Consider the following 26661-nt stretch of genomic DNA (forward strand, 5'->3'; position numbering starts at 1 on the left):
TTGTACTATATAAATACAGGATAGCCCTCATCCCCAACCCTTCTCTCCGCAGAAGATTACCAAAGTTCTTCTCTTTGTTCGTTTCGCTCTACAAATATCTGCATTTACCATGCCAATTAAACTAGCATAGCTTTTTGCACAAAAAAACTACGTGTTTACCCTTAAATTACGAGCTTTTCAAGAAACTCGTATTATCCAGGGTGACCGCAGGAAAAGATGAAGGATAAAGTGTGAAGGATAAAAAAGACACTCTCTATGTCTTTACTTTATACCTGAAACTTCCGAATTGTTACTTTAGCTTACCATTATCGGGGAAAGAATAAATATGGCAAAGAAATCATCAAAAAACAACAGTGCAAAACCCACTCAAAATAACAGTACATCCACTGAAAACACCAGAACAAAATTTACTCTGTACAATTTTGCGGGTAAAGAAAAAGCTTATTATCTAGTGGATAAACTTTACTTAGAAAGAAAACCAGGCGATATTCCGGAAAAATCCGTAGCCCATAGCATCATTATCATCGATCGCTCTGGTTCGATGTACGGTGACATTCAAGCATTAAAAGACACTTTGATTAAACTTCTGACTCTTGATGAATACATCAATTTCCAGTTAGTTATCACCTTAATCTCTTACTCTTCTAAAGGCGATGTCACCTGTCACTTCCAACGAATTCCCATTCAAGAAGTGATGAAACAAAATTCTCCCTACCTAGAAGCCATTCGCCAAATTCGCGCAACTTACGCAACGTGCATCTCTCAATCTATGGAGATGGCAAAATCAATGATACAAGAGGGAGAATTAACTGCTATCACTCTCCACAGCGATGGTTATGCGAACGACACTAGCCCCAGCGCGGAAGCAAAAGCTCTAGAGACAATTTGCCAAGAACTAAAAGGCAAAGATGTTTTTGTGAATACCATTGCTTATTCCCATTCATCTGACTTTAAACTTCTTTCCAAGATTGCCAATCTTGTCTCTGGTGTATGTATTAAAGCAGGTGATGTCAAAGAAGTTTACAACGCTATTTACAGCACTTCTAAATTACTAGGTAGTTCGGTAGCACCAGCGATAGAAGAACCTTTAGCTGCTGATTACAGCTATCAAATTCTTTTCTCTCAAAGTGCTAAGAAAATTAACGGGACAACAGGGACTTTAAAAATTTGTGGCTTAAAAGCAGATGATGAGGCAAAAATTTATAAATACAAGCAAATTTCCAAAGAGGCTTACGAGCAATTAGATGTACCCGTGGCTCAAAATGATGAGTCAGTGTACGCTTTTGCAAAAGCAAATTTGGCGGAAGGAAACTTAAATACTGCTAAGTATGCGATCGCAAGTACCTTTGATGCGACTTTAACTGAAAGACATGCTAAAGCCCTAACAAACGAGCAAGTTGCAGATTTTGCACAAGATATTGACATTGCACTGTTCTATCCTAAGGTCTTGAGCGAGCATGAAATCTTAGATAAAGTGAAAGTGAATGAGAAAACATCCTTGTTAGAACTCATTAAAATTTTAGAAGAACATCGTAGTAGCATCATTATTAACTTCAAGCACTTGCAGGAAAATTATCAAAGAAAAGGAATCAAAAGAGTTAAAGGTTCCAGAGATGAAAATGGCAATCTTGTCAAGCCTTGGTTAACAACTGAATATATAGATAAAACTGACTATATTGGTATGGGGTCGTTTGAGATTAACCACAACACCGCCACAGTCAATATGCTTGTCACTCGTAAAGTTAGGCTGGTGAAAGCAGAAGACAAAACCCCAATCATTGAAGTTGCAGGATTGTTAGTGAATGACCTAGCTACCTTTAATAATTACACCATCGTTAGTGATGGCGACCTCAACGTGAAATCACTGCAAGTAAAAATCAGCAGCAAGAAAGCTTTTGAAGCTTTGAAAGAACAAGGCGTGTTGGAAAAAGGTAATTCTCCTGCCAAAGAATTTGACTTTCACGATGAGTATACTATTAACCTAGATAATTTACCTTTAGTACCTTTTGAGGGATATTACAGCAGTATCGATGGTTTATTCAACCAGTTAGCTGAAATCAAAGTTCTTTCCAGTATCATTTCTGCTCATCTAAAAGAGGAGTCAGATATCTTTTTACCAGAACAGTTGGAAGAATTGAAAAAGCACTATCTTTCAAAAAGCCTTTACATTAACTTTCCAACCACCAACGAATACACAGATATCAATACAGCCCTAGCAACTGGCACTATTGATTCTAGAGTCAGTTATAAAATCGATATTGGAAGCCAAGAAATTCTCAACCTCAGCAAACTGCATTCTGCAAACAAGTTCCTTGACAGGATGTATCAGGTTTATGACAAAGACACTGGAGAGATTTTCCAAAAACCTACCTTTGAACTTGCTCTCAAGGAAAATACCGCCTACAGCCACAAGCAACTGTCATCCCGTACAAAAATCACAAAAGTGGATGAGTTTATGAAACCCATTTTTGATGATTTCTTAGGATTAGAGAAAAATGGTGTCGTGACAGCAATCCTTGCAAGAGTGGGTGCTGATAATCTGGTGCGAGTCTTGCAAGATCGGTGGGAAGGGAAACCAATTAGCAAAGAAGAAATGGTAACGGCTTTAACAGCCGCAGATAAAAAATTAGAGGCGTATGTAGAAAGAATTTATCGCGACAAAATTTGTCCTCTAGTATTCTACATCGGTTCTACAGGTCTGTTACCAGACGAAATGCAAGCCAAAGCATCCACTGCAGATGAACTAGCTGTCAAATACCCAAACTTGCAGTTTTCCAAAGATGAGCAAGAAGGAACATTTTTTGAGGTTGGTGAAAGCATTCTTAGCGTATACGCCAAGACCGAGTACTATACCAAGAAAGTTGCTGTTGGTGTAGAGGAATAGGATTGACGCCACTTTCGGTAGGACGTGGGGCTTTTGACCGATTAAGCTAAATTTGCTCAGATACCCGACTTCTTTGAGAAGTCGGGTATTTTACAGTGCCTTAGAGGTTGTTTGAAAAGTGATTTGCTGTGTTTTTAAATACCTATCGATCCCCCTGACTCAATACTGCTCGGTTAAAGAAATTATCGCATCGCTACAAGCTATAAACAGCAGGTGTTTCTAGATCCGGAATGCAGGTTTTTATACTTATCTCGGCTCAACGTCAATATTTGTTGGGGCTCCTCTGTGTCTTCGATAAGCAAAACTTTGAGGGGTACTTTTGATTGAAGTAAGTTATCGTTTAAAGCCAATATAATCTCCAAGTGCCAAAGAAAAACAGCTAGCTACTTTTTGTTTATCGATATCTTTTTCTAGCAATAGATAGTCACTACTCAAATCATCATGTAAGTAAATACAATAAAATAGTTCACAGTCATTAGACAACAGGTATGAAACAGCAACTTCTTTAGCTTCTTCAGACTCAAACTCTTCCCAAAGAGTCCAAATCCGAACATCCTTACAGACTTTTCCAAGACAGTTTGCGAGTTCTTTTGAGACTAATTTGTTTATCTGTGAAAGTCGATAGCCCTTATCAAATTCATTTTCATATAGAACTTCAGGCAATACAACTATAGAAAGTTGTTCTTCATATACGGCTAAGGCATGATTTAGGTTGTCTTGAAAGTAGAGTTGGACTGCACATGAATTATAAGAAAAAAACTCCTCTTCAGTAAATCGGCTATATTTTAAAAATGATGATATATCAGTTACAAAGAAACGTTCAACTTCAATTAGACAACGACCAATTGCTTTTTCAAGCATATTCTTTTTCTTAGATAAGAGTAAATTTAATAGCTGCGATTCACTATACATTTTAAATTTCACTCTCTACTTTTATTTTTGAGAATTTTTTTAAAGCGCTCTAGGATATAATAGAACAACCGCAACAACAGCAAAAGCTAATTGCTATTGAGTCAGCAGTCAGCAAGAAGTAAACACACTGCCCACGCTGCAAGATGAGTTAACCGCAGTGGCAGCAGGCTTAAAGTACTTGGCGCAGTGGTATAAATGCATTTGAAAGTGGGGAACTGACTAAGCGGATGGAGGATACCTACAAAAAAATTAAAAAGTCAAAGGTGTTGGATAATCCTGGCAAACGGAAGAAACTAGAATCTTTGTTGACACAGATGGAAGCGCTGCTCTTGTAAGAAGATTGATATCGTCTTTATGAAAGAGAAATAGGATTGACGTTGGATTGGGGTTGGTCAGATGTGTAAGAGACTTCCAAATAAAAAAATCTCCCAAAATTTCTTGTGGTGCGGGGTTGCGATCGCGACGCATAAGGAACGGGCGAAGACGCCCCGCAGTCGCCTCAACGGGGGGTTTTGGGGTCCCCAGGAAGTGGGTTTGGGGGGAAACCCCCGCACGGCGCTGCTCTCCGGACTACAAGATTGGATAATTTATTTCTTGGAAATCCCTAACTGAGTAGTGTACTGTTCCAATTTACATAACTTAATATCAGGTTTAGGGAGTAGGCGATCGCGCTATACTTTACTGTGCATTCTCTAATTTAGTACAATAGTATTAAAATAAAAAAGTTACTATGTTATACTGAGAGGCGAGATGAAAGCAGAGCTTCTCGAAAGACTGTTTAAAGCGATAAAGAAGCTATTGCAGAAATCAAAGCTACCTGAAGTTAATTTTTGGTTCTGGAGAACTAAATGATTGAACGGTCTTTAGAGATAAATATTGCGGTTATTTTTGCTAAGCTAAATAAGTTATGGGCGCAATACAATTTTGTGAGAGTTGATTTTTCTTCTTAAGAAAAGTGATTTATTGATAATGAAGTGAATAGAATCACTAGTTTATCCAGTGTTTGTACTAATGTAAATCGATTAAAAAAGCTATTAAAGTTACATCGAGGCTCGGGTCTCACTTTTTCGCGTTGCTCCCATAAGTTATGGAATTTAATAAACAGCCAGATCCTATCTTGTCTGATCTACCTCCAATACCACCAGCACACTGGACATCTACCCGTATGTCGATATGTGCTTGGTTAAATGAACAGGCTCCCCCTTTGGCAGAACTTTATGAGGGTGCAGTTTGCTTAATTTTTGAAAGACCAGTTCGTGGGAGATTACGATTTGTGTCTCATGCTGTTCGTGAGATACGTAATCGGTTGCCTGATTATATCTCTAATGAAAAGAGTGGCGAAAGGCTTAACTATAAAGATGAAGTAGATCAACTTTTAGCCATTTGGCAAAGTAGTGGCTTTAGCTTGAATGAAGCACCTTCAAATGACGGAGACATTCCCATTCCGCTTCAAATTTTTAATAATATACAAGAACTCCTTAAAAAACATATAGCAGTCAGTGTAAATAACAAGGAAAAAGCGATTCGCTTTTTTGAGTCATGTATTTCTGAAAATAAACCTATCCGCAATACATTGCTTCCTATAGTCGATCATTGGTGGGAAGTAACAGAATGGTTTATGGAGAACACCCACGATAGTGGTAAAGATAAACTAGCTTCCTATGAGCAGAAACTCCGCCAGCAGTTTGAGGTATTCGAGTCATTTCTCGCCGCAGTTTCTCAAAAGTTTTACGACACTGTAGATAAACTCGATGAAATCTTAAAAGAAGCTAATCCTAAACAGTTTGAACAAGCTATGGCATTGCTGATTCACCCTCAGCATTTCAGTTACTTTTTCAACCATCTACAAAATCCAAAGTGGATTAAGCCATTGAAGGACAAAGGTTTTTTCCAGAATCCTCCCCAAGTTATTGAAGATGCAAGCCAAGGTACTGTTAGCTTCCTAATGTGGCCTCAGTCTCGCTATCTAGCACGCATAGCTGCTTACCAACCGGATGCTGTGTTGGAAATTGCACAAGAAATAGAAACAAATAATCCCAGTGTCTATGAAGACTTTGTTGACGCTGCACTTCAGATGCCCCCTGAAATAGCGGTGCAACTAGTTAGTAAAGTTAAAACTTGGGTTGAATCATCATACTCGTTAAATTTACTTGCAGAGAAAATTGGTGCTTTCATAGTACATCTTGCCAAGGGTGGTCGAGTCAAAAAGGCACTAGACTTAGCTCGAACGCTACTCTTTGTTATGCCAGACCCTGATGTGAATAATGGGAAAGCAGACAACAGCATCGTTTATCGTCCCCTCCCCGAACCGCGAACACGGTTGGATAACTGGCACTATCAAGAGATTCTCAAAAAGTACATACCGGAATTAGTGAAAGTAGCAGGTAAAGATGAAACAGATGTTTTAAAGATGTTGGGTTTTCTGCTATTTGATGCCATTAAGTTCTCCCACCGCGATGAAGAAATTGAACAACTGCAGAAAAACTCACCCATCTGGGAGGATAGGTCGCTTTACTGGCGATATGCCATTGAGAATCACCCTCGAAATCGCCATCCCTATAAGGTTAAAGAACTTCTGGTAGAAGCAGTCAGAGATGCCGCAGAGCAGATTATCAAGAACGAGCCTGCGAAAATGGAAGCTATAGTCCTTACTCTGGAACAACGGCATTGGCGAATTTTTCATCGCATTGCACTTTACCTAATTCGTAAGTTCCCAAATGCAAACCCCGATTTACTTATTGAAAGGCTGGTTGACTGTAAGCGTTTCATAGATACCAGTTCTTACGAGGATTATGAATATGCACTTTTACTCAAAGAGCATTTTGCTCAACTTCCTAGGGAGGAGCAAGAGAAGATTTTTAGATGGATTGAAGTTCCTGAGCTTGACTTGTCTTGGCTAGAGGAGCGCGAGAAAAAAGCTCAGTGGATAAGATATTGGCAAAGGAACAAGCTTGCACTACTAAAAGACAGCCTTCCAACACAGTGGCAACAACGTTATGACCAGCTAATCAATGAGTTTGGTGCTGTTGAACTTTCAAAAATTGTTTCTGGAGGAGTAGGTGAAGTTAAAATTTTAGGCATTGTAAGTCCAAAGACAGATTTAGAATTGGAATCAATGAGTATTGAGGAACTCGTTTCCTTTCTCAGAACATGGGAGCAAAATTCTACAGATCCCTTTGAAGAACCATCACGACAAGGGTTAGGATCTGCTCTGGCAAGGCTTGCTGAAAAAAATCCTCAACGCTATGCACAAGCATCCGCTCAGTTCCAAGGTTTGCACCCAATATACCTAACGAACCTGCTTAGAGGGCTGCGCCAAGCTTTAAATAATCAGTCAGGACAACAGAAAGAAGTAAAAGAATTTGATTGGGCATCTGTTCTTTGTCTCTGCAGTTGGTTAGCCCAGGAGTCTGAGCAAGTTCAAAAGTTTCAGACAACTGATAACAATTCCAATAGGGATTGGCTCGAACCTTGCCGAACAGTGGCAGACTTGTTTGAAGTCGGATTGACAGTTGATAAAATTGGAATTCCGTATAATCTACGCGAGCAGGTTTGGAATACGCTCAGTCTTCTAACTCAACATCTAGACCCCACCCCTGAAAGAGAAATGGGCTACCATGGCTTTAATAATAATCCCAGTGAACTCGCGATTAATACAGTTCGTGGGGAAGCCCTGCGTGCAGTTGTTCGCTATGCCCTCTGGATTCGACACCATTTTGAGCAAATATCTGAGGGAGCAGAGCGACTGGAGCAGGGTTTTGACAATATGCCTGAAGTACCGCTGGTACTTGATGAGCATCTTAACCCAGACAAAGAGCCATCCCTTGCAATCCGCACAGTTTATGGTGAGTGGTTACCTTGGCTAAATTTACTAGATCCGCACTGGACAATTCAGAGTATAGGGAAAATTTTCCCACAAGATGAGATTTTCAGCGATATGCGACGTGCTGCTTGGGAAAGCTACATTACGAATTCTAATGTGTATGACAACGTTTTCGATGTATTGCGTGAAGAATACTGCTATAGAGTCGAACAGATCGCCTCAGCCTTGATTGAAACACCAAAACTGACACATCCTGATGAAGGTCTTTCTGAGCACTTGATGACCCTATATTGGCGTGGAAAGCTAAATTTGGATGAGCCAGAAGGATTACTGGCTCGGTTTTTTGAATTAGCTTCTGATGCGTTGCGTAGTTACGCTCTCAGATTTGTAGGGCGAAGCCTCGACAACACAAAAGACGCGATAGATCCAGAAATCCTTAATCGGCTTCAATTGCTTTGGGAAAAGCGTATTGACTCAGTACGTAGTTCAGCTGACCCTAGTTCCTATGTCAGTGAAATTGCTACTTTTGGTTGGTGGTTCAGCTCCGCGAAATTCGATGATTCTTGGGCTATTGCACAATTCAAACAGGTTCTTGAGCTAGTTGGTAAAGTAGATCCTGAGTTTTTGGTACTGAAACATCTAGCTAAGCTTGCTGATGTGATGCCAGAGTCAGCCGTTGAGTGCCTCAAACTGATAATCGAGAAAGACAAGAAAGGGGGGGGTATCTATGGCTGGCATAATGATGCTAAAACTATCCTGACTACTGCCATTAAGGGCAACAATGACAAAGCAAGACAGGTTGCTGAATCTATTATCCACCGTTTGGGCGAACGCGGTCACTGGGAATATCGGGATTTGCTTTCTGACGGCAAGTAGGGGGTAGAGTAATAATGTTCTCCTCAACTTTACGTCCCAAGTTATTAGCAGGGGTAAGTTCCTACTTGACTACCCCTCCTGTTTTTGCAATACAACCACTCTAGACAGCAAGGTTGCAAGCTGGACGGTATCTCTGTGTCAGCTTACTCTCTACTAACAGACGTTGAGCCTTGGTAGATCCTGGCATACGATACACGCCTACATAAAGGTTCAATTGATTGCCCGCTTGCTTAATCCAGCATTGAGAGGCATGATGGCTCCTAGGAAAACCTCGATCGCCAAAGTTCTCAGTTTCACCAAAGTAAATGATTTGATACGTGTCTGGCTGGGTTAGAGGATAGGGCTTGCACATGATGGCATATATACCTGCGCGATCGGGCGGGTTCCAAGTATTTAGACTCCACGGTCCTTCAAATTCGTAATCGTCCCAAACTATGCTCATTGATAATACTCCATACGAAAAGATGAAAGGTAAATGCACCGTTGGTTGTCAGCAGTGCATCCGCGCCTAAAAGGTGGATTAGCGTTTAGAAACTAAAAGACACGGTTCCTCAAGGCGAGAGGAGTCAAAGCCAACCAACTCCCGCCGACGGAATAGGTCAAGGCGTTCGAGCCAGTTATGCTTGTAAAGTTCCATCTGTGCTGGGGTAAAGATGAATTCGTCGTGGGTAGCGTCACCAATAAGGTAAAGAAGGGCTGCCTGCTCCAAGTCGTACAGCGATTCCAGCGCCAGGTAGTAAGCCGTTAACTGCTGTACCTTATCTTGAATCCAGTCCATCAAGGTCTTTGCCTTAGAAGATGTCTTGAGGTCACTCAGAGTGAGCTTGCCTTTATAGGGGCAGAGTTGGTCTATTACGCCATAGTAGCGGTACTTGAAGTTAACAACCATTTGCTCGGAGAGGAGCGGCTGGTCGAAGTTGGGAAGCACTTGCTCAAGGGCGCGAAGGTAAGGCTCGTAGCGACTGCTAACAGGGCTGAAAACCTCTCCAGTTAGGCGGGAGTGAAGAACGGCATGGGCTGCCTTCCCAGCACCGACCGCCTCGTTGCGAATGCGTTCCGCTTCTTGTTTACCTACCTGACGCTCCCATTTCTGTAGAGCTGCCTCTGACTTAGGATCTTTGGTTTGCCCTTGAATCGCGCCGACACTATAGTAGGTGTTACCAGGAATAGGAAGGTCATCATCTGCGACATAGCAGAATTGACCTGCATAAGTAGACCCCCGCAGCACAGGAAGATGTTGCTGCAGGGGGTCTACAGGGCGGAGTGTCTTGTCTTCGGCACGGTAGTACAGTGCCGCTTCGTTGGAGGGTTCCGGGCAAAGCCTTTTTTGTTGCATAATTAAATTTTGAATTTAATGAAAGAATTGGGCGGTCATGTACCGCCTTTTTATTTATAGTCCAGCAGCACTTGTAATTCAAGCGTTAAAATGCTTTATGCAGCACCATAATGCTTGAAAACGGTAAAAAAGATGGAAACCCCCGTGCATAAGGATTTTAGTCGATTGCTACCTAACATAAGCAGATACAGGATCGCAGGTTGAACTAATTAATTAGGTTTGTAGGCACCAAGAAGTGAAATCGGTTAGCAAGTATATATTCTTAAGTGCTGACACTCTCAACCTCTATAGCGCAAAAGTTTAAGGGATTATGCTAGTGCCTTCAGAGGGGCTGTATAAGTTAAGATAGGAGATTTTACAAAAATACCTGCTAAAATACTCAGGATATAGCACTAGAACGCTAGTAAAATGAGTTAGTAAATTGAGATAATCGCAAACTACAGCGCCCTAATGCTGTAGCTCTTAGGAGACAGCAGATGGATAAAGAATTTCTGGAGAAGCGCTTAAAGAAGCTGAACTGGACCCCATACAGGCTAGCCAAGGAAATTTGTGCGCTACGTGCCGAAGGTGGTAAGGTTCCTCCTGTAACTCAGTATCAGAGTGCTGTCAACAAAGCTGTCTCAGAACCAAGAAAGTCTAAGCTGGAGACTATAGAAGAATTAGTTCAAGCTCTTGGCGGAACTTTGACGATCTCATGGGATGATGAACCAGAGGAAAGCAAAATAAAGCTGTGGAGTGATGTTGCAGTAGTACTCCAAGAGCAAGCGCGCGCTAATAACACGACATTAGAAGAATGGGTAAATAGTCTTCTACAGCAGAGTTTATTTGGTTCTAAGGAAGAACTACCATATATTCCCGCAACCAGTATTAAGGGAGTACTTCAAAAGCCAATATTAATGATGAACTTGACCCCACACTGGCAACAAATCAGACAAAGTTCTGCAGACGCGCATGCAGCTTTACAATGGGTAGCTGCCGCAATCTACGAACAATCTGAGGAGACTGTACCTAGAGCGCCAATTGATGAAGTTGATTTGAGCAAGGCTCTTGAACTTAGGTTTCTCTCAAGCGATGATGGCAAGGTAAGCTTTTCCGATCCAGCAGTTCGGCACGACTACTTAGTTCGTCATGCAGTAGATTTAGCGATCGCAACTTGGGACGAACTCGAAAAGTTTGCCAATTTGTTTGATGAAATATATAGGCGCAGTTATCGTGTTACCAATAATATCGATTGTCGAATTGGTGCTAGCGTACTGCTTGTACTGAACTACGAATACAAGAAAGATATAGTAGGTCGTGTTGTCGAAATCGCAAGACTAGAAAAATCAAGAGAAAAACGAGACCGATCAAAAGGGAAGATTTACGACATCTTCTGTGATGCACTTTCAGAACTTGACCTTAAATCGGAATCTCTGGTTGCATCTCTAGTTGATGCGCTGGAACTAATACTTCAAACTAGTGCTGGATATAAAATATACTCGATTATCGAAAATCTGGCTGCCCGTTCTCAAAATAATGCAGATTTCCTCTACCACGAGTTTCTAGCACGTCCGGAGTCGCGAATTATTGAACTAGCTGTCGATGCACTTCTTGGACTGGCTAAGTTAGACCAAAAAGAAGCCCATCGCCGCGCTCTCGTTCTGACAGATTCTCAGCAGCCTACACTTCGCCGGATAGGTATTGCTGCACTAGGTAAATTTAAGTATGACACTAGCGAGCAGCGTGAGTTACTACGTGTTACTTTGGATAGACTCAATGAACTCAAAACTACCTTTAACGTGGAGACCGACCTCGTATTGCTTAGCGCCTATGGTAATTTAGTTAACAAATCAGAGAAAGCAGCAGAAGTCCTGGTTGAATTTGCATCATGTCAGAACTATGCTGTCCGGGAGCAGTTGGGCAATATATTGTTTCAGAAAGTAAGCGTTGCCAGCAGTCGTCCCTGGTACAAGGAAGCAATTTTACGTTTGGTGCGGGGTCAATCTCTCTCCCTAGAGATGTTACGAGACTTGGATTACTGTATAGAACACTACGCACAAAACGACCCAGATACTGCCCTACAAGTGGTTGAAGTCATAGCATTGGGCTGGGACTACAGCAGGAATGGAGAACAGACAAAATTTTCTGAAATGCTTAACAGTACGTTCGCTGAGCTATATAATAACAATCTTAACGCACTAAATGCAGCAATTACCCGGTGGTTCGCATCTAAAGATAAACGATTGCACCTTGCTGGAAGTGATGTGATTCGTTTCTTTAATTCAATTCCAGTAGGTGAGAGCCATGAAGAGACAACAGAAGTTGTCCGCAGGAAAGCAGCGAAAAATCGAGTCATAATGCTAAGCAAAGAAGTACTGGATACCCTTGACGAGCAAACAGTTATCAATGTACTGTCTCGGCTCGCGGGTTACATAACAGATATTGCTTCTCTTGCTGCACTTCTACTGTCGGCTATAAAGCGAGAACCCTATTCGCCTGGTATCGCAAGCTTGATTGTAGAATTCGAGAGCGAGTATGTACTGTACAATCATCCGCGTGATGCTGGCGAATACCTCAAAAGCCGAATAAAAGAAGATGACATAACAGAAGCTGAACTAAATATCATTCAGGAGGCATTAAATCGTTCCGATGCTTATTTTAATGAACGGCAAAAACTACCCCGTCTGAAGGAACTCGAACCTTCTTCACAGCAAACGTATCTTCTGCGATTAGCTAAGTGGAAGCAGCAGACCGCAATGATGCAAGAAGCAGAACGACGTTCTGTGTTTGCGAGTATATTACCAAAGGTCAGAATTAAGTACGGTCGCGGTATTTCCTATGAGCGAGATGGGGAATTTACAGACCCGTCCCCATTTGCCGCGTTTTCCTACGAGTGCGAATTGCCACAAGGAGAATTTATCGACCCCCTCGGACAATTTCATCAACGTCTTCAGTGGCAGAATGTTGGGTTGCAAGATAAGCAAAACGGAACAGAAGATGAAATCACTGGGGAGACTGCTGTATGAAATTGGTTATTCGCGAGTATCTCAGTATGCTCAAAGAGTCAAAAGAGATAGATGCGCTACTCCCCGACCTTCTTCTGATGATGGGAATTGATTTATTAAGTCGTCCTGCTGTTGGTCCGCGCCAATTTGGTGTTGATATTCCTGCTGTTGGTGTTGACCCTAAAGACAATAAGCAGAAACTATTTTTATTCACTGTGAAAGAGGGGGATATTTCTCGCACCGACTGGGATGCAGGGAAAAATGCTGTGCGTCCGTCGCTCAACGAAATACTTGACTCGTACTTGCGTAACCGTGTCCGACCAGAACACGAGGCACTACCAAAGAAAATTATCCTTGCTACTGGGGGTGAATTAAAACAAGATGTTGAACCGGACTGGGTCAACTTTGTTCATAGGTACACGACGAGCGATCCAAAATATGGCGAGATTGAGTTTGACTTTTGGGGTGGCGATCGGCTAACTTTGCTTATCGAACAGTATTTTCTTGATGAGTACTTATTTCCAGAATCCACTCAAAAGCATCTGCGTAAGACGATCGCACTAGCTGACCAAAACGAGGATGAACCGCGTTTCTTCTATGCGCTCATTGAGGAGACACTGTTTAAACGCGACTTGCCCTCTGAGAAAAATAAAAGCGCTGAGCGCAAGCGCCAGAAAGCACTTTGCTTGCTCAATCTGAGCACCAACATTGTTTTCCATTGGTGTCAAGAAGCTGATAATCTCCGACCTGCTTTACTCTGTGCCGAACGCGCCATTCTTCGTACCTGGGACTGGATGCGTCAAAACGAGCTTTTCGATTGTAAGACAACGAGCGGGAAATTTACCCAACTTTTCTTGACGTACCTTAAGGTTACTGGTGCATATGCTGCCAAGCTTCAGCAACACTGCTTTGTAAAGGATGGTTTGTTTGGCTATGGTGCAGATGAACTGGAGTACCCCCTTCGCACTTTTGAAGTCATCGGTATTCTTGGCGCACTGGGCATAGCCTTTGAGAATTTATCCGCATTTACACGCGATGAACAGCTTCGTGAGAGGTACTCTGGGCAGATGCAAGCGGTCGCACAGATGCTTGCAGGTCTAATTGAGAACAATCCTCCTGCGTTTACTCCCCGATATGACGGTCATGCGATTGACATTGCCTTGGGACTCCTAACACTCACTGCAGCTGGATACAGAGATGAAGCTGCCAATTGGGTTAAAGAACTTAGCTATCATATAGTCAACGCTTATCATTTCGGTAAATACTTCCCCATCACTTCGGACAGTTACAATGACCTTGTTGCAATGGAAGTTGGTCAAGCTCCACCGAAAGAAGAGCTGATGCACGCTTCCACGCTTCTGCCCATGCTAGCTGGTTGGTATGCTGTGTTGAATCTTGCTGATGATTATACAGCTTTCCAAGAAGCTGTGAGGAGAACTTTTACCAACACTAATTTTCAGGTGTGGTTTCCTGACGAAGATACAGACAACCACCTGTACAGCACTAATGCAGGATATGCAAGCGGGTTTACTTTCGAGCCGTTTCGATTGTCGGAAAACTTAGATGACCTGAAAACTTACATCACTCGTCTTTGTGAAAAGCACCAGGCTTTCAACAACCTCTCGTGCATTACTCGTGGGTGGTTTGTATTAGGACTCATTGCCAATCGCCATTTCCGAACCCCAATAATTCCCGTATATTGGCAACAGTATATCTGTGACTCAAAGGTGGGTGGGGAAGAGCAGCCCGAAGATGAATCAAATAATCTAGATTAGATAATAACCCAAGTTGTTAGTTATGCGATCGCTTCGCTACAGCATAGCGGCAGATCGCGAAGCGCTGCTAGATGTGCGAGTTCAAACACACTATATATTAGGTGATGAGCCTGGGAAAACTGGGGGAACTATCCCCCATGGCATAGACTTTTCAATAGTTTTTTAAACTCTTGGAAAAGACCCTGCAAATGTTTTTCCGCTTTTCTCTTGAGCTATTAAATGACTAATAATATGCTCAATAATGCTATTCAAATTTTTCCGACGACGAATCGAACGATTGGGATCGAGTTGACCAAATTTCAAGATTTCTCTTACATTCTCACCTTGCTCAACCAAGTAAATTTTGAGTTGTTCTTTACCCTGTCCTCTTAAAATTTCTCTAGATTTAGTTAAGAGGGTTTCACCATTCAATGTATGACCATCATTCAAATTTTTAACAGCTATATCGTTTGGTTCAATTGTTGTTTTAGATAATTCCTCTGTTTTAGGTAAATTAGTGTTCTTATCCATTTGCTCTTTTATAGCTTTAGCCACTTGTGGGTTTGATTCTATTACATCTGCAAGAAGTCTTAAAAAACTGGTGATTTGTGATGAATCCATTTATTTAACCTACTTTTTGAATAAATTCCTTTGCTAGTTGAGTCATAACTTGATGAGACTCAGCATATTTTTGTTTATATGTTACTTGTCCACCAAAGTCCAAAGCCTGTGCTACTTTGGCTTTTTCTGGAATTTTGGTATGAAAAACTTGTGGAAAGAAGGGATTTTCTGTAATAAATCTCATATATTCTGTTTGAGCTAATGTCCCGTTATAACGAGAAACAATAATCCCTAGAGGCTTTAAATTATGACCATTTTCATTATTAAATGCATCAATCCGTCGAAGTACGATATCTAATCCCTGAATTGACATTTTGTTCGGAACACAGGGCATTATGCAAAAATCACTTACCAAAAAAGCACTTTTAATAATTAGGTTGAGATTGGGTGGGCAATCTATCAAAATATAGTCATAATTTCCTAATAATGGTTTGAGAAGCTCTCGTAATAGATGAACGGGTTTTAATTGCGTTAGCGGATAAAAGTCCGATGATAAATATTCTTGAATTTCAAATAACACCGGGCTACTAGGTATGAAATGTAAACAGTTAAAAGAGTTTCCATTCCTCACATTAGATACAGAAGATTTGACTACAAAATCACCTTTTTTGTAGTCACTCAAGAAGAACTCAGGATGTTTGAACAAATAAGGTAAAGTTAACCCTCTACTCTCAAATTGAACATTCCAAACATCTTCCGACATTAATGCACTTCAGCTAATGCCATAACAAGCGTAGTTTTGCCTACCCCTCCTTTGAGGTTAGAAATACAGACAACTTTGGCTGACATAGTTTTACAGATTAATGCGTATTAGAAGCTACAGTTATAGGTTTCCCAAGAATTCACACAAAATAACAATTCTGATAATCAAAGGTAACAATATCTTAGGTGATGAGCCTGGTTTTTTGGGTTTGGAGTGCGATGATGCGGTTCCCCAGTTCAAAGGAGCGAGCCTGTGCGCGATATCGCTGTCCCCGTCGATCCAGATGCTCCGCGTCCCCACCGTGCTGATGTAAGCGGTGAAGGAATTCTACCGATCAGATGCTTCTTTCTTCCGTGTAATACCCGGTTGAGGTTGGGTTTTTGGTTAAGCGGGAGCTAAAAATTCTGAGCTTTACCGTGTAATACTCGGTAAAGCGTCATGTCTAACAATGTATTCTAAATAGTCAGCCCTAGTTAAGCCTGAGCATTCAGACACAATACCAAGTGCTTTCCAGGTATCATCAGTCAGTCGCAAAGAACGTACTTCACGATAATCATCATTCTTGAGCACAAACTTTCCCTGAACATCCCGTTTCTGTATAAGAACAAAAAAGTCTTACACTGAACAATAAACTCGTACCCTAGGCAATAAAGTCCTACACTAAAACCCTACGAAAAAAGGCACTGCTTCGCTGCCTTTGAGTGTAAAACCCTTTGTTAAAAGGAAATTCAGGTAAATCTAGGTGAGAACTTTATTGTCACTGGTATCCCCTAAAAAAAGTGTGAATTCAGGTTCAGGATAAAACTTTATCCCTCTTCTGTCACTCTGGGAAAAGAAAAATAAGAGCCAAATTTTAACTCTAGACAGGGCAAGGATTTGAGCGTTTATTTACTAACAAAATGGCTGAAATCAAGGTTTTTGCTAAAAGTCCTACGCTGTAAGCATTCTAGATTATTCTCTCCCGAAAGTGATAAAAGAGGGTTATTGTCAATTCAGGTTGTACAGCGCACGTAAAATCAAGGCTTCTGGGTAATGCCAGGGTAGAACATTATTGTTTCTATACAACACGGTAAATCTGCCATTTTTATATTAAGTAATGTTTCGCCAACAGTATCCGTATCTCGGCTCAACGTCAATATTTTGCTACCAACAAGAGGACTTTTAAAAAATCCTCTTAGAATTCATTTGACATACCAGTAGTGACAATATACAACAATGAGCAGAGAATTGTTATGCCGATTGAGTGATTAAATTAAATGTAAATTATGAAAAAAAACCTTGCTTTACTTTCTTTGAGTTTGGGTATTGCCCTCATTAACCCCGTCAGGTCAGCGATCGCTCAAGTCCCCACCATAGCTCCAATACCAATTACTCCAAACAACTCAACCGAACCACTACCTCCACCACTTGAAGCAATAAATGTGGGAACGTGTAAATCTCCATCGCGATGCTTGGGTTGGGATGAGCAAATTTGGGACACAAAGGGTAAACGGGGTGATAAACAAGCGTTACTAGCTTCCATTGATAACAGCTTGCGTTATTTACAAACAGATAAAGCAGTTTCAGCGTATCAAAATTATCCCATTCAAGAAATTACTCTAGATCGTGTCCGTCGTAGTTTGATCCGTTTCCGTCAATTAGTCGTTAACTCCAAATCCCCCGCACAATTACAATCTGCTGTCCGGCGGGAATTTGTTTTTTATAAATCAGTGGGTAGTGATGGTAAAGGGACTGTTAAATTTACTGCCTACTACGAACCCGTTTATACTGCCAGTCGTACCCAAACACCAATCTATAAATATCCACTTTACCAACTCCCTGCCAATTTTGACCAATGGGCAAAACCACATCCCAAGCGTATCGATTTAGAGGGGAAAAATGGTTTGCTCGGAGAGAAAAGCCCGTTGCGCGGTTTGGAAATGTTTTGGTTTCGCAATCGACTTGATGCATACTTGATTCACATTCAAGGTTCTGCCCAACTCAAACTAACTGATGGTACTACGACCTCTGTTGGCTTTGCAGGTGGAACGGATTATCCTTGGACAAGTATTGGAAAAGAACTTATTAAAAATGGGAAGCTTAAGCGTGAAAACGCTACTATGCCCGGTATAATCTCATATTTTAACCGCAATCCTCAAGATTTAAATGAATATCTACCTTTGTGGGAACGCTTTATTTTCTTTAAGGAAACTAATGGTGAGTCTGCGTCCGGCAGTATAGGGGTACCTGTAACGGCAGAGCGCAGCATTGCTACAGATAAATCTCTCATGCCTCCTGGAGCACTGGCACTGATTCATGGCTCATTCCCCTATCCAAAAATAGGTGGCGCTTTGGAATCTCGTCAGGTCAATCGCTTTGTGCTTGACCAAGACACAGGTAGTGCGATCAAAACTCCGGGACGTGTCGATTACTTTATGGGGACGGGTTCTTTAGCTGGTTCTCGGGCTGGTATCACGGGTAGTACTGGAAATTTATACTACTTGCTTTTAAAAGAATGAAAAATTTAGGGAAGGCATTGTTAGATCCTCAACGTTTGCTTTTCCTACAGATGAGAGTTATTGTCGGGGCGCAATGCATTGCGTCTCTACAACTCTAAAACGACCGTCATTCCTCGATCCATATAATATTCAATTTGTACAGCGTACAAAACCTAATTTTATCCTTTATACTTCATACTTTCTCCTTCATTAAACTGCTAATTTTTTATGTAAATTTGCTGAAAATCGGCAAATATTTTAAATCATAAAGTCATAAATTATCGCGATTGTTACTCATATGTAGCATCTCTCTTACCGAGAATATTCGGTATTTTAGCTAATTGTCAGGAAAATAAAACCACAAGAAAGTATTTATATATGATAAGTTTTGTTTCATGGTACCTAGTTACATGGGTGCCGAATTCTTATGAAAAAGAACGGGTGTGACTATTTTTCCACCTCTGTTTGGGTGCCTACTCTCAATTAGAGAAAACTTGAACTCTCAAAAATTGCTTTTCTAAAGCGAGGTGGTTATTCTGCATCAAATATCATTATTTTTGATAGCCGTATTATCTATTTCCCCAGAGCATTGCTATTCCCAAAATCCTGAATTGCTTTTGCTTGAGTTAATTTCCAATGTCGTGCTTGTTTTAGCTGTCAACTCTATTGCCCTGGCATTAATGTATTTTGTTTGCAAGCGCAAAGAGTTGCCTGACGCTCAAATCTTTTTGTTATTTGGAGTTTTGCTGATTGGTTGTGGGATAAGTCATATAATAGAAATTTGGATGCTTTGGTACAAGCAGTACTGGCTGTTAGGAGGAATCGACGCCCTAGCTGCGTGTATTGTACTATATGCAGCAATTCGATTGCCGAGAGTCATTTCGCAAGCACTTGGCGATCGCAAACGACTTGAACAAGCACTGCAAGAGTCCGAAGCAAAACTCAACGATATTTTGAATAGAGCTAGGGCTGCGATTTGCTGCCACCGAGTATTTTCCAATAAAGATTGGGAGTATGAGTACTGCTCTGCAGGTACTGAGGCTGTCCTTGGCTACACTGTAGGGGAAATCACGGCAGATAAAAATCTCTGGAGCTCGACAATACATCCTGATGACTGGGAAACGATCATTGCTCCATTGTACGAGGATATTTTCGCGGAATGCTCGAGAAATATAGAATATCGTATTCGGCATAAAGATGGCTCTGTACGATGGATTTTGGGTATATTTTGCTCGAGACGGGATGACGTTGCCGATTGTTGGATGGTAACGTCTGTATGTGTGGATATTACCTCTCTCAAGCAAGCACAAATCACTTTGCAACAACAAGCAGAACGAGAACACCTTGTTTCGCAATTGACTCAACGCATTCGCCAGTCTTTAAGCATAGAGGAGGTTTTAAATACGGGTGTTGCAGAAGTCAGGCAATTGCTGCAAGCAGACCGAGCTTTAGTTTATCAAGTTATGGCTGATGGTACGGGTACCGTTATTAGTGAAGCGGTTGCTAAGGATATTCCGCTGATTACCGGACAACCATTGCCAGAAGAAATTTTTCCTCAAGAGAATTACCAGCTCTACTATGAGGGACGTGTCCAAACGATCGCGGATATTGAACGGGATGAAATAGCTCCATGCCTTGCAGAAACACTCAGACAACTGGGCGTTAGGTCAAAAATTGTGATTCCTATTCTCGGACAGGATCGTCTTTGGGGTTTATTAATTGCCCATCAATGTCAAAACCCCCGATACTGGCAGCAGTGGGAAGTCGATTTGCTCAAACAAATTTCAGAGCAGTTAGCGATCGCAATCCATCAAGCCGATCTTTACCGTCAGATACAAACAGATTTAGCAGAACGGCAACAAACAGAGTTAGCCCTCAGAAGGGCATTGGAAAGGGAGCAGCATGCAATACATCGAGAGAGATTGATTGGAATTATTGCTCAAAACATCCGTCAGTTTCTGCATTTAGACTCAATCTTAACCACAACCGTAGAAGAAGTGCGGCAGTTTCTTCAAGTTGACAGAGTTGTTATCTACCAATTTGACGCTGAGTGGCACGGAACAGTGATAGCAGAATCAATATCAGACCCATCTTTTTCTATTCTCGGTCAGAACGTTCAAGACCCTTGTTTTCAAAAAACCATTTCTCATTCCTATTTTCAAGGACGCATTCATGCAGTTAACGATATTTTAAAAGCTAATTTAGATCCGTGTTACGTGAATTTGCTAACGACATTGCAAGCCAGAGCCGTGTTAGTTCTTCCCGTTGTCATTCATCAGAACCTTTGGGGGTTATTAATTGCTCACCATTGTGATATGCCATACCAGTGGCAACAAGCAACTTGGCATTTATTGCGACAGCTGAGTACTCAATTGGCGATCGCAATTCAACAATCAGAACTCTATCAACAGTTGGAAGAAGCCAATCGAGAACTACAGCGTCTTGCAAAGTTAGATGGCTTAACTCAAATTGCCAATCGTCGCAGCTTTGATGAATGTCTCGAGCGCGAATGGCAACGTTCAAACCGAGAACAGTCTCCTTTAAGTTTGCTCCTTTGTGATATCGATCACTTCAAACTCTACAACGATTACTACGGTCACCAAGCAGGAGATAACTGCTTGCAACAATTTGCTCAAACGCTAGATAAAGTTGTGAAAAGACCCACCGATTTAGTTGCTCGTTATGGAGGAGAAGAGTTTGCAATCCTTCTCCCCAATACCGATACGATGGGAGCAATACAGATTGTGGAACAAATTCAGCAAGCAGTTGCCCAACTTCAAATTCCTCACCTTCGCTCCGGTGTCAGTCAGTGTGTCACTGTCAGCATCGGTATTGCCTGCTTAAATCCCGCGCAAGAATTATTGCCCGAAGATTTAATTGCGATCGCAGACCAAGCTTTGTATGAAGCAAAAGCTAACGGTCGCAATGGATATAAAGTTGGTTCATCTTAAAACTTTAAGGATACATAACACTCTCAAGAAACAAGGCACAGAGAGGGCAGAAGGAAAGGAAATTGTACTTGTTTCTAAGTTAAGACAACTGTCTGAGATCGAACTTGTGCTGTTCCATTGAGGAACGGGAGCATCGCTACGGTGTTCGCCTTCACAGAAAAATCCAGTTTTTTTCCACGTTCAGATTTTTCTTTCCAAGTTCTTCACTTTTTTGGTTTATGTTCGGGTAGTTGCGGAAATAAACGCTTATACCCCGAGTAAGCATCTACCCAAGTGGTGCGGAAGTCGAGCGCACCACTCTTCTGATACCCAATTATTCTGCCAGTGGCTCGGTACTTTAATTTCAAAAATCCTGTTTCTTTGTAAAAGCATACTGTTTTAAGCGTCTTAACATCAATAAGACATAAGTTTTTACAGCAATAGATAGAAACTGGGTCTTTTGCTCTACTCTAAAATATCGTAAAAGGTTATATAGTATGAGAGTTTTCTTATTTCAAGCTCTCATAAAAATTTTTTGTGCTTTGTTTTTTTTAAGAAAATTCTTATTTATAGAAAGAGTTAAATAAATTTAATTCAAAGCAGAAACTTACTTATAATAGACATTGTCAATTTAGCCATCAGGTATAAACACACTTGACCTATTTCAATGGATCGAATACCTTAAATGGACAATTATATCTTTTCTAGGAATCCTACAAACATGAGCAGAAAACTTATACTTAACCTACTTTCTAGTTCCTCAGTTTTTGTATCTCTGATGTCTACACTAGGTGTTATTCATCCTGTCCATGCTGCTACTAATAACCAGCAATTAATCCATACTCAAAACGGTCAGACTTGTATAGCGAGTCCTCACGCTGTTAATAAATTGGTATGTATTCGGGATTCGGAAAGAAAGCAAGCATCTACTCCTGAAAAGTCATCTACCGTCACCACAGGAAAATCAGCACAGGACATTGCTATGTTGGAATTTTCGGATGAGGAAAGTGATGCGGCGATTCAGCTATTTGGATGCGATTGTCCGGCTTGCATAAATTCCTTACGTCAATTACGAGGAACTGGAAATTTAGTTTACTAAGTTTTATAAACCTTGTGAAGAAACTCTAGCATTCCCATGCAGTGCATGGGAACGAGAGTCCAAGAGGAGAAAGGTTTACTTATTGCCAAACAAACACTTTAGCTTCATAGGGTCCTAAGTCGGTTAGAATACCATCGTCACCAGCTTCAATATCATAATCGCTAGTCCATTCGTGCCACGTACCACCATTAGGAAAGTTAGGCACGTGATAACCGCCGAGGAAGTTTTCTGAGAAATTGACGACGACAACAACCCGAGAACCTTCGTCATTCCATCGGCTGTACGCTAAAACTTTTGCCTCTGGATTTTCGTGAATGAAGTCAATATTTTCCGTGTAAAGAGCATGATTGTTTTTCCGCAGATTAATCAAACCTTTGTAATGTTCAAATAAGCCACGATTCATGTCATTGCCTAGCAATTTCCAATCAATTTTGGATGACTCTTGGGTTTTCGGCTTGTACTCCCCAAACTCTTGACCCATCCAAAGCATGGGTACACCTACGGCTGTCATTAGGAGAACTGCACCTAACTTCAATCGTTTAAAAGCATCTTCATCAAAAATATTGCGGTTTCCTAATTCTACAATCAGGCGATCGTGGTCGTGGTTTGCCAAGTAATTCACAACATTCGTGCTACCCATGAAACCTTGACGCTTGCAATCAATGACGTCTTTGAGTTGTTCTAAATCAAAGGTATCGCCACAAATGTGTGCGACAACAGTATGGAGGAAACTATCATGCCAGCACCCATCCATTGGTCCGTCTACATTGGTGATGCTGGTAGTTTCAGGAATGTGTTCGGCAATATTATAAAAAGGTTTCATGCTTGCAGTTTTTTTAGCTTCCTGCACAATCCAATGCATGAAGTCATAGTTAGCAAGTTGCCGTGCTGCATCATAACGAATACCGTCAAGATGATATTCACTAATCCAGAAACGAACCGTATCTCCAATAAATCTTCGAGCAGGATAAGTCTCTAAATTTTCATCATAGTGTTCGTAATTAAATTCTGGTCCCCAGTTATTATCGGGATCGCGAGGCTCGTGATGGTACCAATAATCGTGGTCGATTTGTGTGAGGGGACAGGATGCTTCTGAATGGTTATAAATACCATCCATAATGACACGAATGCCTCTAGCATGGCACTCATCAACAAGATTTTTTAACTCTGCTGTTGAACCGTAACTTGATTCTGTGGCAAAGAAATAACGAGGATTGTAACCCCAACTATAACTACCTGGGTATTCTTTAACTGGCATTAACTCAATAGCGTTAATTCCTAGTTCGCATAGATAATCTAGTTTTTCAACTACGTGCTTGTATTTACCACGTGCATAAGGATCGTCCTCACCACCAGAAAAGTCAGCAACGTGCAATTCATAAATAACTAATTCATGGTCTGCAGGTAAAGGCTTATCGTCGTGTTGCCAAACATAAGTATCAACAATACGTTCGCCATCTTTGATTTGTATAAGACCATTGTCATTTCCGCCCCATTCATCAATGTTAGTGGCGTAAGGGTCGGTCACATCTACCCATTGGTCGGGTTCAAAAAACCAAGATTTAGATTGAACGCGAAATTTATATTGATAAGTACCGTCTTCTAATTCAACAGTGGTGCGAAAATAACCATCATCACCCTTTTGCATGGGTATTGGTTCCCAGTTAGAAAAAGAACCAATGACAGCAGCGCCTTCATTATAGGGTGCAAATAAGTTAAATTCTATTGGCTTTGTCATAGTAAATTGTGAAATTGAAATGAATTTTACGGTTTAAAAAACATTACTAACGGACAGCATTGCTAATAACTAAATAATTAACGTTTCAATGATTATTGAGTAGTTAACAATGTAGAGGCTGTGTTTCTTAGAATGTTTGGACTATCAATATTGTCAGGTTATCAAATGAATTCGCCAATAGTCCGCTAGAAATAATTAAGAACTTTATACCTCTATCTTGAGAGTGGAGAAGCGGAAATTTTTTTCAGTAGAAAGACATAATTCTACCGAATCACGAACTTGGTAGAACCAGATGTCTTGGAGAAGCTAGTACATGGAGGCAGAAGTCCACTCATTATATGGCAGAAGGGGCAAAAGCTTTTATAACTGTGCGTTTGCTCTTACTTAAAGGGTGAGAGGAATTAATTCATTGCTGGGTAAGGAAAAAACCTTATAGAGGAGTTGATTGTGCTTATTCCATGTAATACGTGGGACGAGGTAGAGGAGAACAACGATGTAATACATGGTGAAAGAAATTGAGGTTTTCCGTAAAACCGTAACGCATTGTCGGCGTTTGAGCGAAGCGCGAAATTTCTCACGGAAAGATGGCAAAAATGTGTGTGGCAAACTGATTGCATCTGAGAAGCCCTGTTGTATGAGAACAAAAAAGTTCTACATAAGACAATAAAGTCGTACACAAGACAATAAAGTCCTACACTGAAACCATCCATACTTTGGTACGTTTGCGACTGGATTTTGTATGATGGGCCGTATCACTTAAAGCATTTTCAATCATCTTGGTGTAAAACTTTATTGTCACGCTCGCTCCTCAAAAAAGGAATGGGCAAACGTCCCAAGGTAAAACTTTATTGTCAATCCAGTTTTTTTGGCTAACGTAAGATTAAGGCTTGGGGGCTACGCCAGTGTAAGACTTTATTGTCTCAATACACCTGTGGTGCGATCGCCATGCAGGGCTGATGCTTCATGTTATTGCCCCCAGAGCGATTACCAACAATCGGTAACTGTAAAAACTCTGTATGGTATAACCAAATGTGATAGTTTTTGGGTTATTCATATGGGTTGGTTACAACGATTGTTCGGACTGGAAAAGCCAGAAAATGCACAGACAAACCCTGTACCAGTAGAAACATCACCCGATGGTGGAGAAATTCCTCCTGAGAGAGTTGGTCTGAATGGAGAGTACGATCAAAGTGGACTGGCAAAACGAGTTGCACTTGCTTTTGACCAAAACTCTGAATTAAGCGAGATAGAGACCCTCTGGGTTGCTCAAACAGGTAGCACCGTTGTATTAAAAGGAAGCGTTCCCAATCAAGATATCCTTGACACAATAGTTTCTGTTGCTAGTGGAGTATCGGGTGCAACCGATGTCACTACTGACCAAGTGAGTGTTGGATAAATTTGCTGAAAAAATGCGGGTTTCTTCCGATGTACTCATCAGAGATTCTCACATTTTTTATTTCAGTTTTCCAGACAAGCGGTCAGCAGACATATACTGAAAATGACAAGTTGTAGTTATTAATAAGACTTACACATTGACAAAATAATAAAATAAAGACATTGCCTTCCAAACACCACGCATAAGAGCGATCGCTTCGGCGCAAGCTGAAAGAGCGCTTATCGCCCAGCCGCGCAAGCCGCACAAGCGTGCTTATCGCTTGGGTTTTGCTTTGTCTGGTGTAACTAGTCCTTCTAACCTAATTGCCGATCGATATCGAACTCTCTTTAAGATAGGTCAAGCAATTAAGTTATCTGACTTTCAATTACATGAAGCTATACCCCTACTTGAAGGTTTAGAAGAAGTAGTCACCCAGCCACAGACAATCTTGTCGCATATTATTCATTGGACAAGAGGACAGCCGTTTCTCACGCAAAAGCTTTGTCATTTAGTTGTGCAAGTTGCCTTAGAAAGTTATAAAGGAACGACTACCATACCGAACGGTACTGAAGGATATTGGTATTGGGTAGAACAATTAGTGCGATCGCGCATTATTCAACATTGGGAATTCCAAGATGAACCCGAACATCTGCGTACCATAAGAGATCGCTTGCTTTTTGACAAACACAAAGCAGGAAAGTTATTAAAAATTTATCAACGGGTGTTACAAGTAGAGGAACTAAAGAATAGGAATCCACTAGATAACTTGATACCAGCCGATAATAGTGAAGAACAGATAGAACTGTTACTATCTAGTTTAGTTAAAAATTATAAAGGTTATCTGAGAGTTAAAAATCCGATTTACCAGAGTATTTTTACTCCTCAATGGGTATCAAGACAGTTATAAAATTTTTTCTTTTAGAAATAATTATTATAACTTATACAAGTCAAAAGCACTAGTTACTGAATCACATTTAGACAAATTTAGGTAAATATAAAAACTTTCTGAAGAAAGAAAGTTTTTGCAAGACAACTATCCACCGAGTGGAAAAGTGCGAAAAGTACGAAAAGTAGCAAAAATAGCTAATTGATACTAGCATTGACTGTCAAGCTAGTATAATCTTACTTGCATCTATTATAATTTCAATG

Annotated in this window: 16 protein-coding genes and 1 pseudogene; 9 read left to right on the forward strand and 8 right to left on the reverse strand. The window is 40.9% G+C overall.

All coding sequences use genetic code 11. The features are described from left to right. Positions 1 to 325: 325 nt before the first annotated feature. Positions 326 to 2884, forward strand: a complete 2559-nt coding sequence (locus AB0756_RS02350) for a vWA domain-containing protein (protein ID WP_038082038.1) — start codon at positions 326 to 328, stop codon at positions 2882 to 2884. A 333-nt stretch (positions 2885 to 3217) separates the two neighbouring features. On the opposite strand, the gene AB0756_RS02355 is transcribed toward AB0756_RS02350, so the two are convergent. Then, on the reverse strand, positions 3218 to 3745 hold the full coding sequence (locus tag AB0756_RS02355) for a hypothetical protein (RefSeq protein WP_050046468.1): 528 nt from the start codon (positions 3743 to 3745) through the stop codon (positions 3218 to 3220). Positions 3746 to 4913: 1168 nt separating this feature from the next. Between AB0756_RS02355 and AB0756_RS02360 the strand changes: the two genes are divergently transcribed. Next, the gene (locus AB0756_RS02360; protein ID WP_237266021.1) at positions 4914 to 8495 is read left to right on the forward strand and encodes a hypothetical protein; all 3582 of its coding nucleotides are present in this window, start codon (positions 4914 to 4916) and stop codon (positions 8493 to 8495) included. A gap of 100 nt (positions 8496 to 8595) precedes the next feature. Here AB0756_RS02360 and AB0756_RS02365 read toward each other — a convergent pair whose 3' ends face one another. After that, a complete protein-coding gene (locus AB0756_RS02365; protein ID WP_050046472.1) occupies positions 8596 to 8937 on the reverse strand; it encodes a GIY-YIG nuclease family protein in 342 nt (113 codons plus the stop codon). 78 nt (positions 8938 to 9015) lie between these two features. Next, positions 9016 to 9723, reverse strand: a complete 708-nt coding sequence (locus AB0756_RS02370; RefSeq protein WP_237266020.1) for a PD-(D/E)XK nuclease family protein — start codon at positions 9721 to 9723, stop codon at positions 9016 to 9018. A 584-nt stretch (positions 9724 to 10307) separates the two neighbouring features. Between AB0756_RS02370 and AB0756_RS02375 the strand changes: the two genes are divergently transcribed. Next, on the forward strand, positions 10308 to 12836 hold the full coding sequence (locus AB0756_RS02375; protein ID WP_038082043.1) for a hypothetical protein: 2529 nt from the start codon (positions 10308 to 10310) through the stop codon (positions 12834 to 12836). Then, positions 12833 to 14590 carry a hypothetical protein gene (locus tag AB0756_RS02380; protein ID WP_038082044.1) on the forward strand — a complete coding sequence of 586 codons (1758 nt, stop codon included), beginning with the start codon at positions 12833 to 12835 and terminating at the stop codon, positions 14588 to 14590. The genes AB0756_RS02375 and AB0756_RS02380 overlap by 4 nt, the downstream gene beginning before the upstream one ends. Positions 14591 to 14752: 162 nt before the next feature. Here AB0756_RS02380 and AB0756_RS02385 read toward each other — a convergent pair whose 3' ends face one another. The 4 genes and pseudogenes from AB0756_RS02385 to AB0756_RS02400 form a co-directional block, all read right to left on the reverse strand. Then, complete coding sequence (locus tag AB0756_RS02385; RefSeq protein WP_038082045.1) at positions 14753 to 15190, reverse strand: hypothetical protein; 438 nt, start codon at positions 15188 to 15190, stop codon at positions 14753 to 14755. Positions 15191 to 15194: 4 nt separating this feature from the next. Further along, positions 15195 to 15893 carry a ParA family protein gene (locus AB0756_RS02390; protein WP_237266019.1) on the reverse strand — a complete coding sequence of 233 codons (699 nt, stop codon included), beginning with the start codon at positions 15891 to 15893 and terminating at the stop codon, positions 15195 to 15197. After that, on the reverse strand, positions 15893 to 15979 hold the full coding sequence (locus tag AB0756_RS02395; RefSeq protein WP_237266094.1) for a ParA family protein: 87 nt from the start codon (positions 15977 to 15979) through the stop codon (positions 15893 to 15895). The genes AB0756_RS02390 and AB0756_RS02395 overlap by 1 nt, the downstream gene beginning before the upstream one ends. A gap of 328 nt (positions 15980 to 16307) precedes the next feature. Further along, a pseudogene (locus AB0756_RS02400) lies at positions 16308 to 16493 on the reverse strand (hypothetical protein); the annotation flags it as partial. A gap of 665 nt (positions 16494 to 17158) precedes the next feature. Between AB0756_RS02400 and mltA the strand changes: the two are divergent. From mltA to AB0756_RS02415, 3 genes are all read left to right on the forward strand, one after another. Beyond that, on the forward strand, positions 17159 to 18391 hold the full coding sequence (gene mltA / locus AB0756_RS02405) for a murein transglycosylase A (RefSeq protein ID WP_038082046.1): 1233 nt from the start codon (positions 17159 to 17161) through the stop codon (positions 18389 to 18391). A gap of 536 nt (positions 18392 to 18927) precedes the next feature. Beyond that, a complete protein-coding gene (locus tag AB0756_RS02410) occupies positions 18928 to 21321 on the forward strand; it encodes a sensor domain-containing diguanylate cyclase (protein ID WP_137986533.1) in 2394 nt (797 codons plus the stop codon). 700 nt (positions 21322 to 22021) lie between these two features. Beyond that, positions 22022 to 22399, forward strand: a complete 378-nt coding sequence (locus AB0756_RS02415; protein WP_038082072.1) for a hypothetical protein — start codon at positions 22022 to 22024, stop codon at positions 22397 to 22399. A 79-nt stretch (positions 22400 to 22478) separates the two neighbouring features. Here AB0756_RS02415 and AB0756_RS02420 read toward each other — a convergent pair whose 3' ends face one another. Further along, on the reverse strand, positions 22479 to 24137 hold the full coding sequence (locus tag AB0756_RS02420) for an alpha-amylase family glycosyl hydrolase (protein ID WP_038082049.1): 1659 nt from the start codon (positions 24135 to 24137) through the stop codon (positions 22479 to 22481). A 1054-nt stretch (positions 24138 to 25191) separates the two neighbouring features. Between AB0756_RS02420 and AB0756_RS02425 the strand changes: the two genes are divergently transcribed. After that, positions 25192 to 25533: a BON domain-containing protein gene (locus AB0756_RS02425; RefSeq protein ID WP_038082050.1), complete on the forward strand. Its 342-nt coding sequence runs from the start codon at positions 25192 to 25194 to the stop codon at positions 25531 to 25533. A gap of 271 nt (positions 25534 to 25804) precedes the next feature. Further along, positions 25805 to 26419: a hypothetical protein gene (locus AB0756_RS02430; RefSeq protein WP_137986534.1), complete on the forward strand. Its 615-nt coding sequence runs from the start codon at positions 25805 to 25807 to the stop codon at positions 26417 to 26419. Positions 26420 to 26661: the final 242 nt, after the last annotated feature.

Source organism: Tolypothrix campylonemoides VB511288_2, assembly GCF_045999855.1.
GTDB classification, from domain to species: domain Bacteria; phylum Cyanobacteriota; class Cyanobacteriia; order Cyanobacteriales; family Nostocaceae; genus Scytonema; species Scytonema bouteillei_A.

Coding starts and splice junctions, on each gene's coding strand:
- AB0756_RS02380 (WP_038082044.1), top strand. CDS start 12,833: ATGAAATTGGTTATTCGCGAGTATCTCAGTATGCTCAAAGAGTCAAAA.
- AB0756_RS02415 (WP_038082072.1), top strand. CDS start 22,022: ATGAGCAGAAAACTTATACTTAACCTACTTTCTAGTTCCTCAGTTTTT.
- AB0756_RS02390 (WP_237266019.1), bottom strand. CDS start 15,893: ATGTCGGAAGATGTTTGGAATGTTCAATTTGAGAGTAGAGGGTTAACT.
- AB0756_RS02420 (WP_038082049.1), bottom strand. CDS start 24,137: ATGACAAAGCCAATAGAATTTAACTTATTTGCACCCTATAATGAAGGC.
- mltA (WP_038082046.1), top strand. CDS start 17,159: ATGAAAAAAAACCTTGCTTTACTTTCTTTGAGTTTGGGTATTGCCCTC.
- AB0756_RS02365 (WP_050046472.1), bottom strand. CDS start 8,937: ATGAGCATAGTTTGGGACGATTACGAATTTGAAGGACCGTGGAGTCTA.
- AB0756_RS02355 (WP_050046468.1), bottom strand. CDS start 3,745: ATGCTTGAAAAAGCAATTGGTCGTTGTCTAATTGAAGTTGAACGTTTC.
- AB0756_RS02375 (WP_038082043.1), top strand. CDS start 10,308: ATGGATAAAGAATTTCTGGAGAAGCGCTTAAAGAAGCTGAACTGGACC.
- AB0756_RS02425 (WP_038082050.1), top strand. CDS start 25,192: ATGGGTTGGTTACAACGATTGTTCGGACTGGAAAAGCCAGAAAATGCA.
- AB0756_RS02395 (WP_237266094.1), bottom strand. CDS start 15,979: ATGTCAGCCAAAGTTGTCTGTATTTCTAACCTCAAAGGAGGGGTAGGC.
- AB0756_RS02350 (WP_038082038.1), top strand. CDS start 326: ATGGCAAAGAAATCATCAAAAAACAACAGTGCAAAACCCACTCAAAAT.
- AB0756_RS02385 (WP_038082045.1), bottom strand. CDS start 15,190: ATGGATTCATCACAAATCACCAGTTTTTTAAGACTTCTTGCAGATGTA.